We start from the raw sequence: 17,300 nt of genomic DNA, 5'->3' as shown, positions 1-17,300 counted from the left end.
CCACTCTTCCGGGGTCAACCGTGGGGCATCAGATCGAGCCCGAACAGCGTGATTGGGTGAAACCGATTTTCGCTAGAGGTTCACAATCCGGTCGGCGGTTGTGCTGTCGGGGATGGTTTCGCTGATGGCATCGACGGTTCCGAAGACCGGGATGGTACGCACGGCCGCCAGGTACGGCGTCCCTTCCGTGTAGCCGGTGCCGGTGGCGTTGCCGAGCATTCGCACCGCCAGCCGATAGTGCGTGGTGCGCCAGCGGAGCAGAGCGGCGGAGAAGTCCGCCATCGCCTCCGTCAGCCGTGCGTGCTCCGGCTCGGCGAGGTCGCTGGAGCGCAGCGCTCGGGTGTACGCGTCGTCCAGCGTGACCTGCTGTCCGGCCATGAGGCGATCGCGCACCTCGGGTACCGACAGGTAGGCGGGTGAGTCGACGCGCTCGACGTCCGGCTTTCGGCACAGTGATTCGACGAATTTGTAGTTGCGCGACTGTATAGCGCTGGCCCCATCGGTGAACTGGCGGAAGGTCCGGAAGGACTCGATCTGCATTGTCGCCAGCATCGAAAACAGCGGCGCGGTCTGGCGCAGCGTCGCCGTGGAACTGGTGATGAAGGACACCGCGCGGTCGATTTCGCCGACCGCCAGTGCCGTCACGGCCCCGCGCAGATGTGTGGCCAGCAGCGCGAACATCGTTTCGAATGCTTGGAGAACTCGCAGGAACAGATACTCGTCGTGCACGGTATACACCGGCAGAATGCTCAGATCTATGGAGTGCCGCTCCCCGAACGACATGTCGGCTCGCACCAGCGCGCAGATATCGCGCGCCTGCTCGATCGCGCCTCCAGCCATCGGCTCGATGTTCAGTCCCATGCGGGCCAGCGTCGGCTGGATCGCCCGCAGCCCATGCCGGCACCGCTTCACGACCAACTCCGGCGCCGGTCGCATCATCGGCAGCAGCGTGGTCATTCCGTCGAGCGCGGCAAGTTCGAACGCCAGGACGTCGGTGACAAGCTGCGCGATACGCCGGTCGCACCGGGAACGGGCATACGGGGCGTATTCGACCGGGTCGTCGGTTGTCGGCAGCTCCAGCAGCGGGAGTGCGAGATAGGTCGGGTATTCGTAGCGCTTGTCCGGCTTGTCCAGTGCGGTGTCGAGGAATGCTGCCAGTGTTCGCAACCAGGGCCACGGGCCGGATATCTCGGGCAGCGCAGTCCGGGCCTCCCCGAGCAGTTCTAGCAGGTCGGTGGGCACGAAGTGTTTCCCGACGCTGTGGTAGGCGTGGACAACGGTCTTGTAGGGGAATCGATTGGGGTTCGGCGCGGAGAGCCACGATCTCAGTTCGGCTACGTACATGAAAGCCTGCTTCTCGGGTCGACAGGGCTGGGGGCAGGTAAGCGACCGACCCGAGCGCGGTCGGCGCGTAGGGCCGCGCACAGCGCGGTGATGTCTTCGATATCGCTGTAGTAGTGGAATGCCACGCGGATGAGGTCGCCGCGTGGGCTGACCACGACGCCGCGTTCGGTCAGTCGGCGGGCGAGGCCGGCAGGATCGGAGTCGATCAGCCCGATGTGGGCGCCGCGTCGTGTCGGCGGCAGGGCGCGCACCTGTTCGCCTTGCTCGATCAGCCGTTCGCAAGCCGACTCGACCAGCTGCCGCACGTGCGCACGCACGGTGGTCGGATTCAGCTCGGCGATCAGGCGCAGCCCGGCGTTGGCGGCGTAGCAGGCGGGCACCGCCGCCGTCCCGGTCTCGAAACGCGTTGCGGACGTGGAAAAGTCCAGGTGGTAGGGATCGAAGGCAAACGGGTCGACCCGGCCGAACCACCCGGTGAGACGTGGCGTGTGGTCGGTGCGCTCGGGCGAGCGGGTGTAGAGAAAGGCGAGACCGGGCAGGCCCAACAGATACTTCGAAGTGCCGGCGACAAGAAAGTCGCAATCCAGACGACCGACGTCGACCGGTTCTACGCCCACGGCCTGGTAGGCATCGACGAAGACCTCGGCGCCTACCGACCGCGCGGCCCGCACGACTTCGGTGACCGGAGGCCGCGCTGCATCGTAGTAGCTGATCAGCGGCACCGAGACCAGACTGGTGTGGCGATTGATCAGCCCGGCATAACTTTCCGCGGCGGGAGCGGCGTACACGACCTCGGCGCCGCACGCGCGCTGGGCAAGCCAGACGTGGGCTATGGAAGGGAACTCCGCCGTGGTGGTGACGATCCGCTCGCGGGCGCTCCAGTCCCGGGTGGATGCTACCTGGTAGGCGCCGACCGAGGCGTTGGGCATCACCGCCACTTGGTCGTCGCGGGCCCCGATCAGTGCGGCGAACCGGCTGCGCGCTTCGTCGACCTGACGCTCGAACGCCTCCCACGGCGCGCCCCCGACAGCCATGTCCTCGAGCATCTGCGCCAGGGCTCGGTCGAGTTCCGCTGAACGCGCTCCCAGACTGCAACTGGCCAGGTGGACCGTACGTTGCAGCATCGGGAAGCGTTTCCGGAACGCCTCTGGGGTCGGTGCGGGAAGGACTATCATGGCGAACCGGCCTCGACCGGATCGGTGTGCGGCTCAGCCATTGGTCCGGTCTCGGTCAGGTGAGTGCGGACTTCCCACAGCTCGGGGAAGAACTTGTACGCGATGAGCTTGGCCAGTGTCTCCACGGGGGTGCCCTGTGTGCCGGTGACTTGGTGGCCGATTACCCGAGTGGCGATCTTGTAATGCCGTACCCGCCACAGCGAGACCCGCTCGTCCCACTCGATCAACGCCTCGGCCAGCCGGTAGGTGTCACCCTTGTGCTCAGCGCGGTAGACATCGGCCAGGTCGATACCACGCTTTTCGATGAACGCCGAAAATGCTCGGCCTACAGCCCGACTGTCCCTCCGAACCGAAAGCCAGCCCGGGGAGTCACCTCCCGAGCCGTGACCGAGCACAGTGCGGATGGTCTGAAAGTCCCACGGCGACAGATGGCGCATCATCTCCAGCTGATCCGTCACGAGTTCTACTGCCAACGAAGCCCGAGTCAACAGCGCGGTCGCCCCGTCCTGCTCGCCGTCCTCGATAAGCGCCGTCGCCGCGCGTAATTCGAAGCATGCCAGCTTCAACCACAACTCGGCCGACTGATGGACAACCTGGAACAGAAGTTCATCGCGGTGCGCCATCTCCTCCGAACTCCGCTGGAGCGAAAGGAGTGCGTCGGTCCGCATGTAGCGGGTGTAGTCGTTTTCGCCCTCGCCGCTCAATACTTGTCGCGAGTAGTCCCTCATCGAGCGTTTCCTTCGGTATGCGCGCTCCACCATGGCGACATCGGCAGATGCTGTGTCAGCCTCGCCACGATTCCGCGCCTTCTTCGTGGTGTGTCGAGGGTCACAGTAGTCACGACAGGTTTGCGATCAACACTGGAATGTCCCCATCTGCTGGAAGAATTGACGGCAATCTGGACAATTCCACCTTGACGAACCGGGCGGTATGGGGGAAACCCCTACTGTCCGCCTCGTCGATCGATGACCTTCACCCGAGCTCGACCGCCGGCCACGGGCTCGAACGGTGGCTGTTCGAGGCAATGCCACCCTTTGGGTGAAGTTGCTGGGCAATCTTCCTGTCGCAGTGCTACGTTCGGCACCGCTGGACCTGATCTTCGACCGTGCTGACAGTCGATCACGTTCTGCTCCAACGGAATACCGCATCACCAGAACTTATCGTCGGTATCGCGTACGAGCCGGGGGTCGAGACACTCCCGAATCGATCCAGCTATCCGAGCGAAGCGTCCGTGGTTCATCGTTGAGCCCGGCGTGCGCGGAGAACTCCCGTCTACGCGTCGTCACCTGGGCTCGCGTGACGGCGGTGCATCACTGCCGCCAGTCCGGCGCGGGAAGAAGTGCCCACCTTCACGTAAATTCTTGTCAGGTGCTTCTCGACGGTCTTCGGGCTGATGAACAGCTCTGCGGCGATGTCGCGGTTCGAATACCCTTTCGCAACCAGATCCGCGACGCCGCGTTCGCGTTCGGTCAAGACCGCTGGACCTTCCGACTCATCGATTGTGGGCCTGCGTGATACACGTCTGCCGAGGGCTCGCAGCTCTTTCGCGGCTTCATCTGCGAGTCGTGCGGCTCCCGTATCGCGGAAAATGCTGTGGGCCAGTTCGAGTTCGCGGATCGCGGTGGGAAGCTCGTCGGCCCGCGCCAGCGCGTGGCCTGCCGTGAGCCGGGCTCGGCCGACCCATACGCGCATCTCGACGGCATCGAAGCACTCATGTGCCTGCTGGGCGGATGCGGCTGCCGCACGGTAATCACCTCGCGCGGTGTGTATCCGCGCTCGGGCGAGAAATGCCTGAGCCTCGCGGGATCGCAATCCTTCCGCGGAGTCTTCGATGCGGCGGGTGATCGCCTCGGCCGCGTCGATCCGGTCGGCCATCAGTTCAGCCGTGACCAGCGCTTGATACCAGACCGGGCGCGATGTGGGCGACATACCCGACAACTCGGGGCCGCCGAGCGACAGGATTTCGTGACGACCTCGCTCGAACTCGCCCGCCTCGATGAGCGCCTCGCCGTAACACGCGTGCGCCAACCAGGCATAATGCGCGCGCGGTCGGCGATCGGCCGCCTGCACCGCGGCGCGCCCGGCGACCAGTGCCGCGGGCAGGTCGCCATGCTGGGTCTCCACCCAGCACCGTACGGCCTGCGTCTGGGAGAGTAGCTGATCGTTGTCCAGCATGAGCGCCGTCTCCACCGCGGATTCGGCCGAGCGGCGGGCTGCGCCGAGTTGGCCGAGCAACAGTTTCGTCGAGGTCGAGCCGAGGATGAAACGGGCGACTACATGGCCGTGACCGGTAGCGCGGCTGATGTTCAACCCCCGTTCGGCGTGCCGCCCTGCGGCGCGCAAATGGTCGATCGAAATCTCCGTGTACACCAAGTTCGCCAGCGGCTCCAGCAGTTCGGACGCCAGCATGTCGCTGCCGTCCAGGCCGTCGGCGACCAGTCGAGCGAGGCTCTGCGCCGCGGCGACATCGCCTCGATCAGCGGCGAAAAGGGCAAGGCATGACCTGGCGGCGAGTTGCAGGGCGCGATCGCCGAGCATCTCCGCCTGCGCGCAGGCGCGCGCCGCAGTCGCGAATGCTTGCTCCCACTGCCCTCTCATCAGGTGGCTCGAAGCGAGTTCCAATTCCAGCGCGATCGCATCCGCGCTGCCCGCAATCGCTTGATCGAGAGTCGCGACGATCAGGTGATGAGCATCCTCGGCTCGCCCGAGTCCGTGGTCGGCGCGGGCGATCATGCCGATGATCCGCACCCGGTCACCGAGCGAGTCGACCGGAAGTAGTTCCAGCGCATGTTCCAACTTCGCCCGGCTGTCGCGTAAGTGGCCGGCAGAAGCGAGCGCGCCGGCCAGCATGACGACGAGCGGGAGCCGTCGTTCCACCCCGCTGGTTGCCGGCAGTAGCCGCAGTGCCGCTTCGAACCAGCGCGCTGCCGCGGCCGGCGCTCGGGGGGCTACCGCCTGTCCCGCCTCGGTCAATGTCGCGACAGCGTCCTCATCACCCGGACTCGCCGACTGTTCGACATGATGGGCTCGTGCTCCCAACGGGGCGCCGCGCTGGGCAAGCGCCCGCGCTGCCTGCTTGTGGGCGCCGAAGCGCCAGCCCGGCAGCGCGTCGTCGTATACGACGCGACGCACGATCGGATGCCGGAAACGGAACTGCCCTGGCGTCGCGGTCGAACGTACGAGCTCGACAGCGACGAGCTCATCGAGACACTCGAGTACCCGAGTCTCGTCCGTATCCGCGATCGCGGTCACCAGCGCCGCATCGAATGGATCGCCGACTACCGCCCCGGCCTGGAGCACTCTGAGCGTGTCGCGTGCCAACACGGTCAGCTCCTGTGCGATTGTCATACGTACTGCGGTAGGGATATCGGTTTCGCGTGCTATTCCGACCGTCTGGTCGGTTATTTGTGTCGGCAATCCCTTTCGCGTCGTCCGTGCCAATTGCTCGAGATAGAACGGGTTCCCGCCGCTCTCCGAGTGCAACGCACGGATGATCGGGGAGTCGGGTCGCTCCCCCACTGCCTCGGCGGCTTCGCGAATCGTCAGCGGTGTCAACTCGAGCTCACACAGCAGGTTGTCACGTGTCGCGCGAGCGACGGCCTCGTGCAGCTGACGCGGGGCTTGTCGCGAACGATAAGCCAGCGCCAGCACCATGCCGGGAACCAAGCGCCGCAGCAGGTGAGCCACCAGTTCCGCCGAAGCCGGGTCGGCCCAGTGCACGTCGTCGAGAGCGAGCACGAGCGGCCGTTGGCGCACAAGTTGTTCGAATGTGGCACGGACCGCGCGATGGAATTCGAAGCGCTCCACCTCCAGTCGGCTCGCGAGCTGCCCGCCGCGTCCCGCCAATGACGGCAGCACCGCGGCGAGCTCGGCCAGCCGGTCCCGTCCCAAGCCTTTGGTGACAGGGGTGTCGAGCGTCATGAACCTTTCGTCGAGGGCATCGACCACCAGTCCGAAAGGAACATCGTTTTCCAACTCGGACCCGCGGCCGGTCATGACATCGAACCCCGCCGCAGCGGCTCGTTCACACAACTCGCCGAGTAGCCGGGTCTTGCCGATCCCCGGCTCGCCCAACACCACCACGGCACCTGCCGCGCCGCTACGGGCATCGTTCAGTACCTTCTCGATGCTCAGCACCTCGGACGCCCTGCCCGCCAGCCGCAGGCCTCCCCCACCGGCGGTGCCGATCAGCGTCATCGAGCGTCCCGCACGAGAGCGATACCAAACACAACGGCCGCGGGCGACATCGCCTGCGAGGTTCGGGCGCAGCGCTCACCCGCCGACTCCTCGCCGATGCCGAGGAGGGAGGTCGATGCCGCGCGCAGCAGAACGAGATGAGGCGGCCGATCGGCGATTTCGGCGACCGGCACTATAGACGGCCCGGCACCCCGGACTTCGCAGCACTGCACGCGGGCGATGGGCACGGCCGACGACGCCGCGGCGACGGGAGCGGGAACAGTCGAGGTCATTCATCTTCCAGGTACACCGGTGCAACAAGGTCACCCATGCAGACCGCTGGACGACCACGAATTCATCAGCGCCGAGCATTCGAGTGAATGCGCCGCTCGGTCGCCTCAGGCCAGATTACCCAAACCAGCACCAGGAGGGCCCGGATGACGGTGCCGCTCGCGCTGTCTCATGCTGCGCGAAGCTGTGCACGCGGTGACGTCGCCGGCCGCGCGCCGATGGACGGCCGAAACGGCGTATCCAGGCACTATTGGAGCGATGGAAGATATCTCTATATACCGCAGACATCGGCCACACGGTCGAGCGGCGACCAAGTCGTTCGAGACAAGCCGATCCAGGCCCTGTCGAGCGTTCGACACGACGGTGCGGTCCTCGTCCCGGGGACGAGGACCGCACCGTGGCTGCTAGTTCGTCGCGCTGAGTTCGTCGGTCAGCGGTCGGTGCTGCTGCGCGGCCGTCACCCGACGCGGCGGCTCCTTGGTGAACAGCAGCATCGCTGTCGAACCGATCAGGCACAGCGCCGCCATGACGATGAATCCGCCGTCGTAGTTGCCCGTGCGAGTCACGATGAATCCCATGACCGAGGGGGCGACGATCCCGGAGAGCGCGAAACATGCGTCCGCGAATCCTGCTGCGGTGCCGGGCTGAGTGGGTGCGGCATCGATCGAGGCCACCCACCAGATTCCGCCGGTGATGAAGCCGAATCCGACACCGGCCGAAATGCAGATCAGTGCGACGGTGAGGTTGCCGGGAACGAAGAGGATCGGGACGATCGAGGCGCCGGCGAGCAACAGTGCCACACCGATGATGACGAATCGAGACCGGATGCTGTGGGTGCGTTTGTAGACGCGGTCGACGATGATTCCGCCGGCGAGTGCTCCGACGACACCGGCCGCCCACGGCGCGACCGAGAACGCGCCAACCGCCTTGATGGACAAATGGAATGCGCCCTCCAGGTATTGCGGGAGCCAGTACATGAATACCCAGAACATGAATCCCCAGGCGAAATAGCCGAGGCCGACGATCCACAGGTTGCGGTTGCGCAGAATTTCGCCCCAGTCGACGGTGGATTCGTTGCCGCTGTCTTCGCCATCGGCCTGCCCGGCTCGGATGTAGCGCAGTTCTTCGTTCGAGACGAACGACGCCTCGCTCGGTGAATTCTTCAGGAACGGGTATGCCACGACCACCCAGACGATTCCGGCGAGTGCGAGCACCCAGAACATGCCCTTCCAGCCGGTGAGGGCGATCAGCTGGGTGAGGATGGGGCCGCCGATGAGCAGGCTGCCCGAGACCGCGACGCCACCGATGAGCGCGAGCGCTTTGCCGCGCTCCTGGGTCGGCAGCCATCGGCTCGCGATCCGGGTCGAGGCCGGGAAGCATGGAGCTTCACCCGATCCGAGCAGGATACGCAGCAGGATCAGACCGATGAATCCGCCGGCGAACGGGGTCAATGCGGTAGCGGCGGCCCAGATGAACATGCCCGTGAGAAGAACACGTCGTGAGCCGAAACGATCGACCAGCGGCCCCGAGAGCAGGGCGAAAAGCATGTAGCCGATCGAGAAGGCGGAACTGATGATGCCGTAATCGCCCGGAGTGATTCCGAACTCTTTTCGAAGATTACTGGCAGCGAACGAGATCGCGCTGCGATCAATATAATTCACCACCACCAGGCCCAGAACGATGGCGATGGTCAACCAGCGCGTTTTCAAAGCGAACTCCTTGGATAAAGCAGTGGCGGGTCAGATGATCCCGCGCACCCGCAGGTTGTCGATTTCCTCGGCGCTGCGCCCGAGGCTGGTGAGGATGTTGTCGGTATCGGCTCCTGCGGGCCGTCCGGTGTGCCGGATCGAACCGGGCGAGCGGCCCATGCGCCACATGACGTTCTGCATGCGCACCGGGCCCAGGTCGTCGTCCTCGACGGTGGTGATCATGTCGGTCGCGATGACCTGTGGGTCGGTCAAGAGATCGCTCGGACGGTAGACGGGCGCGACTGCTGCGCCCGCTTGCTCGAATACGGTGGTGACCTCGTCGCGGGTGCGTTCGGCGATCCACTCGCCGACATAGCGATCCAGCAGATCCGCATGCTGGGCGCGGGTGCGCCCGGTCGCGAACCAGTCCTTGTCGATCACTTCGGGATGCTGCACGATCCGCATGACGCGTTCCGCGATCGCTTGGGCACTGGTCGAGATCGCCAACCAGTGATCGTCCTTGGTGCGGTAGAGGTTTCGTGGCGCGTTGTTCTGCGATCTGTTTCCGGTCCGCTCCTGGTCGATGCCGAGCTGATCGGCATAGATCACTCCGGGTCCGACCGCCGTCATGATCGGCGTGAGTAGATCGAGATCGATCTCCTGTCCGGTCCCGCCGTTGCGTTCACGGTCGAGTAAGGCCATCGATACCGCGGAGGAGCCGGCGATGCCGGCGATGGAATCGGCGAGCCCGAAAGCCGGAAGAGTCGGCGGACCGTCGGGCTGGCCGGTCAGGTAGGCGAACCCACTCATCGACTCGACCAGGGTGCCGAAGGCGGGCCGGGTGGCGTAGGGGCCGTGCTGTCCGAACCCCGTGACCCGGAGCATGATCAATCCGGGATTGGTGGCCGAGAGTTCCGCATACGACAGCCCCCAGCGTTCGAACGTTCCTGGCCGGAAGTTCTCGATGACGACGTCGGCGGCCTTCGCGAGATCTCGGAAGATCTCCTGCCCCTCGGCGGTACTCAGGTTCAGTGTGATGGTCCGTTTGTTGCGACTGACCATCTTCCACCACAACGGAACACCGTTTTTGTCGAGTCCGTGGCCGCGCATCCCGTCCGGCTGCTGCGGATGTTCGATCTTGATTACCTCCGCGCCGAAGTCGCCCAAGATCTGGGCTGTCAACGGACCAGCCAGAATGGTGGAGGCATCGAGTACCTTGATTCCGTGCAGCGGGCCGGAGGAATCCTTCTCGTCGGTGTCTTGCACAGCGTCCCCTCAGTACGGCCGGGCCAGGTAGCGCCCCGTCGGGTCGCCCGTGACCGTGCCGTCGGACAGCACGCGATTGCCGCGGACAAAGGTGTCGGTGACCGCGGCGGTCAGTTCGAACCCTTCGAACGGCGTGTACTCCTGCGTGGACTCGGAGTCCGCGGCGTGCACGGTCCATGTCCGGTTCGGGTCGACGATCGCGATATCCGCGTCGACGCCCTCGGCGATTCGCCCCTTGCCGGGGAGTCCGTAGCGATCGGCCGGGTTCGATGCGGTGAGCTGCGCGATCCGGCGAAGCGACAGGCCACGTTTGCGGCCCTCGGTGATCAGTCCGGGCAGTAGGTATTCGGTGCCGCCGAACCCGGATTTCGCGGCGAACACATCGTCGCGATCCTCGCCGAACTTGACCTCGTCCTTGCAGCACGCGTGATCGGAGACCACCCAGTCGATATTGCCTGCCAGCAGATGTTCCCAGAGCGCCTCGACGTCTTCGCGCGGACGGATGGGCGGATTCACTTTGGCGCCGAGGCCGTTCGCGTTGTCGATATCGGTGAGCAGGTGCCCGATCGTGACTTCACGGCGGAAGTTCACGTGGGGGAAGGCCTCGGCCATCTTCATCGCGGCCTTCAGGGCCTTGGCCGAGCTCAGGTGCAGCAGGTTGATGTTCGGCAGTCCGGTTTCGTCGGCGAGGAAGGAGGCGATGGTCACGGCCAATCCCTCGGAATGTTGCGGACGGGACGCGCTGTATGCGGCGAGCCCGCTGAGGGTGCCCTCTTGTTCGACGATCTTGGTGTAAGCGCTCATGATCTCGGCGGTCTCACAGTGCAGCGAGAGCGAGATATGCGGCGCGAGTTCGGGAAACTGTTCGCGTGCCTGCTGGATTCCGCGCATGACGAACTCGAAGTGGGCGATGTCGTAGCGCTCGTCCTCGGGGATCATCAGGAAATCGCTCTGCGAGGTGGAACGTCCGTGCAGGCCGTGGCTGCCGTAGAACATGAAGATCTTGAACGAGGTCACACCCTGGCCCGCGGCGAGTTCGGGAATCTCGCCGATGTGCTGCTTGGACATCGGCGCCAGATGGAAGGCATAGTCGATATAGCTCCGCCCGTTCGAGGCGTCGAGGACTTCCGGGAAGAAGTCGGCGTACGCGCCGCCTTTGTTGAGGTAGTACTGCCCGGTCCGCATGTAGGTCAACGCGGTGGTGACACCACCCTGCGCGCTCGCGCGTGATTCGGTGAACGTGTCCTCGGCCAGCGGGTTGTAGATACCCCAGTGCTGGTGGGCATCCACGACACCGGGAAAGACGAGTTTTCCGGTGGCATCGACGATCTCGGCATCCGCGCCGGCCTGCGTGCTGAGGTCAGGGCCGATCGCCGCGATTGTGCCGTCGACGATCAAAATGTCCGCCGACTCACCCTCTTCGGGCGCCGTGTCGTCGGTGCGTACGACAATTCCATTCTTGATCAGGTATGTGGTCAATTCTTTCTCCTGGCGAAATCGGAGTGGGTGCGGTCGGTGTTCAGGCGGTAACGGTGCTGGTCACGTGTTCGGCGGCGAGGAACGCGAGACCGAACGCCGTGATGAGTCCGTTGCCCGCGAGGTATCCGCCGGCCCCATGGCCGGAGATGCCGATCGCGGCGCCGCCTGATGCGTAGAGGCCGGGAATCGGCGATCCGCCGGCCAGCACGCGAGCGTGGTCGTCCACGACGAGGCCGCCCTGTGTGTGGAACAACGCGGGAGTGATGCCGATCGCGATGAACGGTGCCGACAGGGGCCGGCGGTCGTCGGTGCGGCCCTGACGGTCCGGTTCCGCTCCGGCGGCTGCGCGGCGGGCGGCCGCGAGTTCGTCCGCGAGCGTTTCCGGGGTGACGCCGAGACGCTGCGCCAACTCCGTGGCGGTCTCGGCTCGAATCAGTGATCCACTCTCGGCGACCGTGCGGAAGTCGTCGAAGGCCGAGCACAGTGCTTCGATGTCCTCGTCGATGACGATCCAGCCGGTACCGCCCGGTTGCGCGGCGAGGGCCGCCGCGAATTCCGAGTAACCGGTCGATTCGGGGGCGAAGCGTCTGCCATCGTGGTTGACGATTACTCCGCCGTGCATGACCGTGGCCCAGCCGACAAGCGTTTGACTGCGCGAGGCCAGCGCGGCGTGGCCCTGATACGCATCGAGGTAGGCGCTGTCCGCGCCGAGGCCCGCCCCGATGCGCAGCGCGTCACCTCGGCTGAATCGGCCACCGTGGTAATGGGATTCGGCGATCTCCGGAATCCAGCGGCGAACCAGTTCGCGGTCCGCGCCGAAGCCGTTGGTGGCCAGTAGCACCGATGGCGTGGCCAGTTGCTCGTGGTGCCCGTCGGGGGTGGCTATCTCGATCCCGGAAACACGTCCGTTCGTGGTGAGCACCTCGCGCAGACTCATCGGCGCGATGACCTCGATCCGAGGATGTGCGCGGGCCCGCTGCACGAGATGTTTGAGCAGGCGGGAGCCATGGCGTCCGGCGATCGTGTGGCAGCGATCTGCGCTGTGTCCCGGGTAGCGGAAATCGGTGACGAGTTCGAGGTCGAGAGCCTGGGAATCGGCCAGCCAAGTGACCAGGGGCGCGCTTGCCTCGGTGAGTGCGCCTGCCAACCGCCGGTCGGCGGCGCCCGCGGTTTTGCTCTCGATATCCGCGAGGAACCGGTCCGGGCTGTCGTCCACCCCCGCCTCGCGCTGCCAACGGGTGCCGGCTGCGGGGATCATCGCGGTGCACATCGACGTGTTGTTGCCCCGCTGGAAGTTCTCATCGGCGTCGATCACCAGCACGTTCGCGCCGAGTTCGGCAGCGCGCAAGGCGGCGACGAGCCCACCGCCCGCACCGGCGACGACGAGATCGAAATCCGGACCGTCCACGCTTCCTCCTATCATGTTCCGACTAGCGGAACGCAAGAATGTGGTCCTCTGCACTATGCACGTTCGTCTATCTGTGCACAAGTGCCTGTTTAATGGATTAACTTCTAGGAAACTCGAGCCTTCCCGCTAGGAGGCTCGCTGGACAATCGTTTCGCTAAGCGGTACAACTTGTTCAGGTTGTGTCGGCTTGCCCCGCAGCACGGACAACGAAACGATCTCGGAGAACGGAGCCATAATGGAGCCCTCCAGTGGAGGCACCACGTCCGCCGCACGGGCAGCGGATGTCCTGCTCGAATTCGGCCGACGGTCCAGCGCGCTCGGAGTCTCGGAGATCGCTCGTGCGACAGGTATGTCGAAGGCGGTCGCGCACCGCATCCTCACGACGTTCGTCGAGTGCGGACTGTTGCTCTACGAGCCTTCCACTCGCCGATACCTCCTGGGACCGGCTGCCGCGACGCTCGGCGCGCGGGCATTGGATGTGTCACCGTTGCGCCGAGTGGCCCGCGAGGCATTGGTCGAGCTGCAGCGCGCCACGGGTGAGACGGCGACGGTATCTGCTCGGCTGCCGGGGGGCCGCGTCTACCTCGACCAGGTCGAGAGCACCCAGGAAATCAAGATGACCGTCGAACTGGGCAGGCGGTTCGAACTGCACAGCGGCTCGTCGGGCCGCGTCATTCTGGCTCATCTGTCCGATGAAGAGCAGGATGATCTGCTCGCCCGGCCGCTTCAGCGCCTGACCGCGACCACGATCGTCGACCCGGCCGAATTGCGTGCCGCGCTGCGCGTGGCGCGGGAGCAGGGCGTGTGCCGCTCGACTGGCGAACGGCAGGAAGGCGCCGGTTCGATCGCCGCTCCGGTATTCGGAGCGGACGGCTCCGTCGTCGGGTCGGTGTCGGTATGCGGGCCCAGTTATCGAATGACCGACGACGCTTGTGATCGATACGAAAGCTCGCTGGTCGCAGCGGCACAACAGGTTTCGAGCGCGCTCGGCTACCGCGCCCGGAATTCGGCAGTCGTGGAGGCGATATGACGCCGCGCAGCTGGCTGTATGTGCCTGGACACCGCGATGACCGCATCGGCAGGGCGCTCGATAGTGCCGCCGACGCCGTTGTCATCGATCTCGAGGACGCGGTGCCGGTCGGCGCGAAGGACCGTGCCCTCGCGAACGCACTCGACGCCGTGCGTGCGGCGCCGCCGAGCCGGGAGATCTGGTTGCGACTCAATGCCGTCGGAACCGAGTGGCTCGACCGCGAACTCGATGCGTTGGCGACGGTCGTTGCGCTGCCCGCAGGCGTCAGATTGCCGAAATCCGAGGATCCCGAATCGGTATCGACGGTAGCGCAGCGGCTCGGATGCGATGTGCATGCCATCGTGGAATCCGCGGCGGGTCTGCTCGCTGCGCCGCAGATCGCGCGGTGTCATCAGCGAGTGACGGGCATCGCGCTCGGCGAGGCGGACCTCGCGGCCGATTTGCGTACCGAGTCTAGTGGTCTGGTATGGGCGCGTGGCTGGATTGTTGCTGCTGCGCGTGCCGCCGGGTTGGCTTCGCCGGTCCAGAGCGTCTGGACCGCGGTCGACGACCTCGTCGGTCTGGCACAGACATCACGTGTCGGACGCGCCGAGGGATTCTTCGGGCGGTCCGTCATACACCCGAAGCAGATCGACATCGTCAACGAGGCCTACACGCCATCGCCGGACGAGCAGAGCAGGGCACGACGGATCGTGGACCGTGCCGCCGCATCCATGGCGGCGGGTGAAGCAGCAGTGCTCGATGAGGACGGCAGATTCATTGATCCCGCCGTTGTCGCGAACGCCCGCATCGTCCTCGACCGAGCAGAGGCCACAGCAGCACGAGGAGTGGGAATATGACCGAACAATCCGTCACCGCCGGACCGGACGCACTGTTGAAGGCCGTGGTGGACACCGCGGTCGATGTCGTAGAGCTCGGACACCCGCATACGACGGGGATGCCGTGCTCGCCCAATCACCCCGGGTTCCGGATGACCTTGATCCGGCGGCACGGCGATATGGTGCGTCCGGATGGCGGGTCGGCGTCCAACGAGATCATCGTGACCGGCGGGCACGTCGGTACACACGTGGACGCTCTTTCTCATGTCAGCCATGAAGGCAAGCTGTACGGGGGTGTCGATGCCGAGGACGCGCAACGCGGTGGCCGGTTCTCGGAACTGGGCGCGGAGACGATTCCGTTCCTGCTCCGCCGCGGCGTGCTGCTCGATGTGGCGCGGGTTCGCGGGGTCGAGGCCCTCGAGGCCGGGCGTGCCGTCACCGAGCAGGATCTGCGTGACGCCGCTGATGCCGCCGGGGTGACGCTGCGCAGCGGGGACGTTGCGCTCATTCGGACCGGTTGGGCCAGACACTTCGAGGATGCCCAGCGCTACCTCGGTCAACGGGACGGGGTTCCGGGGCCCGATGTCGGCGCCGCGCGCTGGCTCGCCGCCGCGGGCATCGTGGCCGCGGGCGCGGATACCACCGCTTTCGAGCATATACCGGCGGGCAAAGGCCACAGCGTGCTTCCCGTGCATCGAGTCTTGCTCGTGGAGAACGGAATCCACATCATCGAGCACCTGAATCTCGAGGCGGCGAGCGAGCGCGGGCTCACCGAATTCACCTTCGTGATGGCTGCACTGCGCATCACCGGCGGGACCGGATCGCCGGTGCGCCCCGTCGCAGTGGTGTCGCGATGAGCCGCTCCGACATCGCGCCACGCCACGACCTGCAGGGCACCGTCGTGGGTCGGCTCGCCGCCTTGGCCGCGCACATCCGGACCGCCGGACTCGGCGAGGAACTGCGCAAGGACGTTGCCCGCCGGGTCCTCGACGTGCTCGGCAACTCGGTAGCTGCGCAAGGGCAACCGTCCGCCAGCGCCGTCACCGCGGTGGCGCGTGGGTGGGCAGGCGCGTGCTCTGCAACCGGTATCGGCACCGGTGAACGCTTCCCGGCTGCCACGGCTGCCTTGGTGAACGGCACGCTCGCACACTCGATGGATTCCGATGACACCCACCTTCCTTCGGTATTGCATCCGTCCGCCTCGGTGGTGCCCGCCGCGCTCGCAGTCGGCGAGTCGACCGGCGCATCCGGAGCCGCGGTCCTCGATGCGGCCGGCGTGGGTATCGAAATAGCGGTGCGCCTGGGCATGGGCGGCTACGACGAGGAGCTCGGCAACTCGGAGTTCTTCGAACGCGGCCTGCACGCGACCTCGATCTGTGGTGCTGTCGGGTCCGCCGCCGCCGCCGCGATGCTGTACGGTCTGGACGCCCAGGGCATCGCCGATGCGATGGGGATCGCTGCAAGCTTCGGCGCCGGGCTGCTCGAGGCGAACAGAACCGGTGGCACTGTCAAGCGCGCGCACTGTGGTTGGGCAGCGCATTCGGGGGTGACCGCGGCGGAGTTCGCCCGGCACGGACTCACCGGACCGCCCACGGTGATCGAAGGCAGATTCGGTTTCCTGCACGCGTTTTGCGGCGACCGGGCCGACGCGGCGAAGGTGGTCGAAAAGCTCGGCGAACATTGGGAATTGCCTGGCATCTTCTTCAAACCCTACCCGTGCAACCACTTCACCCACGCCGGCATCGACGCCGCTCGCGCTCTTCGACGTGACGGACTCGACCCCGCCGAGATCGTGGAGATCGATCTCGGCGTTCCGAAGCCGGTGCTGCGCACCATCGCGGAGCCTCCCGCCGCGAAGGCCGCGCCGGAATCGGGATACCACGCGGCATTCTCCGGCCCTTTCACCGTGGCACGCGCGCTGCTCGGTGGTTCGGGGCTGGGTGTGGGGCATGCGGATTTCACGGACGAGGCAGCGAAAGATCCTCGCACCCTCGCGTTGACATCGCTCGTTGTCAGCCACAGTGACGATCGTTGCGATGAGCTCTACCCACACCAGTTCCCCGCGGTCCTGCGGGTGCGCACCCGCGACGGCGAGTGGCATGAGGCTCGTGTCGACCACAATCGAGGGGGCCCGGCGAATCCGCTCTCCGACGACGAACTCACCCTGAAGTTCGATCTCAATGTCGAAGGGCGATTGTCCTCGGCGGCCGGACGTGCCGTCGCCGAGCGGGCACTGGGGTTACCGGCGGCCGACTCGCTTGACGACCTGATGTCGATTGTCCGGGGTTGACGATGGCGGTGAAAGTCTGCCGCGGCAGCAAAGGCAGCAGCGTCGATCCAGATACGTTCCATGTCGTCGTAGCGGTGGACCAGCGGGGTCCGAAGAATACCGCGGGTATGGCGTTTCGATGACTTGCGCGATCTGTCGATGAGTGAAATCGCGGACTATTAGCTGAGAACTTCTATATAAGGTCTCGCAGCGATGGTATTTCCGTAGCGGTTTCTGAGGACCGTATGTTGCCCGCGCATCGGGACACGGCTGCCTACAAGATCGACCGTGACAGGTGGACTTTCTTATTTCATGAGGAGCAGCCGGGTCAGTACCTGCTTTTGGTGCTCCGAGTC

12 protein-coding genes are annotated in these 17,300 nt (G+C 65.5%); 4 read left to right on the top strand and 8 right to left on the bottom strand.

The annotated features are described in order from the left end of the window. Positions 1 to 72: 72 nt before the first annotated feature. The 8 genes from AB0B25_RS15520 to AB0B25_RS15485 form a co-directional block, all read right to left on the bottom strand. Complete coding sequence (locus tag AB0B25_RS15520; protein ID WP_357179096.1) at positions 73 to 1,344, bottom strand: tryptophan 2,3-dioxygenase; 1,272 nt, start codon at positions 1,342 to 1,344, stop codon at positions 73 to 75. Next, entirely contained in the window at positions 1,335 to 2,378 is a 1,044-nt protein-coding gene (locus AB0B25_RS15515) for an aminotransferase class V-fold PLP-dependent enzyme (protein WP_357179094.1), read from the bottom strand. The genes AB0B25_RS15520 and AB0B25_RS15515 overlap by 10 nt, the downstream gene beginning before the upstream one ends. Before the next feature lie 137 nt (positions 2,379 to 2,515). Continuing rightward, positions 2,516 to 3,247, bottom strand: a complete 732-nt coding sequence (locus AB0B25_RS15510) for a tryptophan 2,3-dioxygenase family protein (RefSeq protein ID WP_357179091.1) — start codon at positions 3,245 to 3,247, stop codon at positions 2,516 to 2,518. 544 nt (positions 3,248 to 3,791) lie between these two features. Then, positions 3,792 to 6,716, bottom strand: coding sequence for an AAA family ATPase (locus AB0B25_RS15505; protein ID WP_357179088.1), 2,925 nt, complete (start codon positions 6,714 to 6,716; stop codon positions 3,792 to 3,794). A 674-nt stretch (positions 6,717 to 7,390) separates the two neighbouring features. Continuing rightward, the gene (locus AB0B25_RS15500; protein WP_357179085.1) at positions 7,391 to 8,695 is read right to left on the bottom strand and encodes an MFS transporter; all 1,305 of its coding nucleotides are present in this window, start codon (positions 8,693 to 8,695) and stop codon (positions 7,391 to 7,393) included. Between the two features lie 30 nt (positions 8,696 to 8,725). After that, entirely contained in the window at positions 8,726 to 9,940 is a 1,215-nt protein-coding gene (locus AB0B25_RS15495; RefSeq protein ID WP_357179082.1) for a CoA transferase, read from the bottom strand. Between the two features lie 9 nt (positions 9,941 to 9,949). Further along, on the bottom strand, positions 9,950 to 11,419 hold the full coding sequence (locus AB0B25_RS15490; protein ID WP_357179079.1) for a dihydroorotase family protein: 1,470 nt from the start codon (positions 11,417 to 11,419) through the stop codon (positions 9,950 to 9,952). A 40-nt stretch (positions 11,420 to 11,459) separates the two neighbouring features. After that, entirely contained in the window at positions 11,460 to 12,827 is a 1,368-nt protein-coding gene (locus AB0B25_RS15485; protein WP_357179077.1) for an FAD-binding protein, read from the bottom strand. Positions 12,828 to 13,062: 235 nt separating this feature from the next. Here AB0B25_RS15485 and AB0B25_RS15480 point away from each other — a divergent pair, with 235 nt between their 5' ends. Genes AB0B25_RS15480 through AB0B25_RS15465 form a run of 4 tightly spaced genes read left to right on the top strand, consistent with a single transcriptional unit; the run spans position 13,063 to position 16,965 of the window. Next, positions 13,063 to 13,857, top strand: a complete 795-nt coding sequence (locus AB0B25_RS15480; RefSeq protein WP_357179074.1) for an IclR family transcriptional regulator — start codon at positions 13,063 to 13,065, stop codon at positions 13,855 to 13,857. Continuing rightward, positions 13,854 to 14,696 carry a CoA ester lyase gene (locus AB0B25_RS15475; protein ID WP_357179072.1) on the top strand — a complete coding sequence of 281 codons (843 nt, stop codon included), beginning with the start codon at positions 13,854 to 13,856 and terminating at the stop codon, positions 14,694 to 14,696. The genes AB0B25_RS15480 and AB0B25_RS15475 overlap by 4 nt, the downstream gene beginning before the upstream one ends. Then, complete coding sequence (locus AB0B25_RS15470) at positions 14,693 to 15,532, top strand: cyclase family protein (protein WP_357179069.1); 840 nt, start codon at positions 14,693 to 14,695, stop codon at positions 15,530 to 15,532. Before AB0B25_RS15475 ends, AB0B25_RS15470 begins: the two co-directional genes overlap by 4 nt. Further along, positions 15,529 to 16,965, top strand: a complete 1,437-nt coding sequence (locus tag AB0B25_RS15465; protein WP_357179067.1) for an MmgE/PrpD family protein — start codon at positions 15,529 to 15,531, stop codon at positions 16,963 to 16,965. Before AB0B25_RS15470 ends, AB0B25_RS15465 begins: the two co-directional genes overlap by 4 nt. Positions 16,966 to 17,300: the final 335 nt, after the last annotated feature.

This window comes from Nocardia sp. NPDC049190 (genome assembly GCF_040648115.1).
GTDB lineage: Bacteria > Actinomycetota > Actinomycetes > Mycobacteriales > Mycobacteriaceae > Nocardia.
The sequence above is the reverse complement of the archived record's forward strand: the minus strand, read 5'-3'. Positions and strand labels throughout refer to the sequence as shown.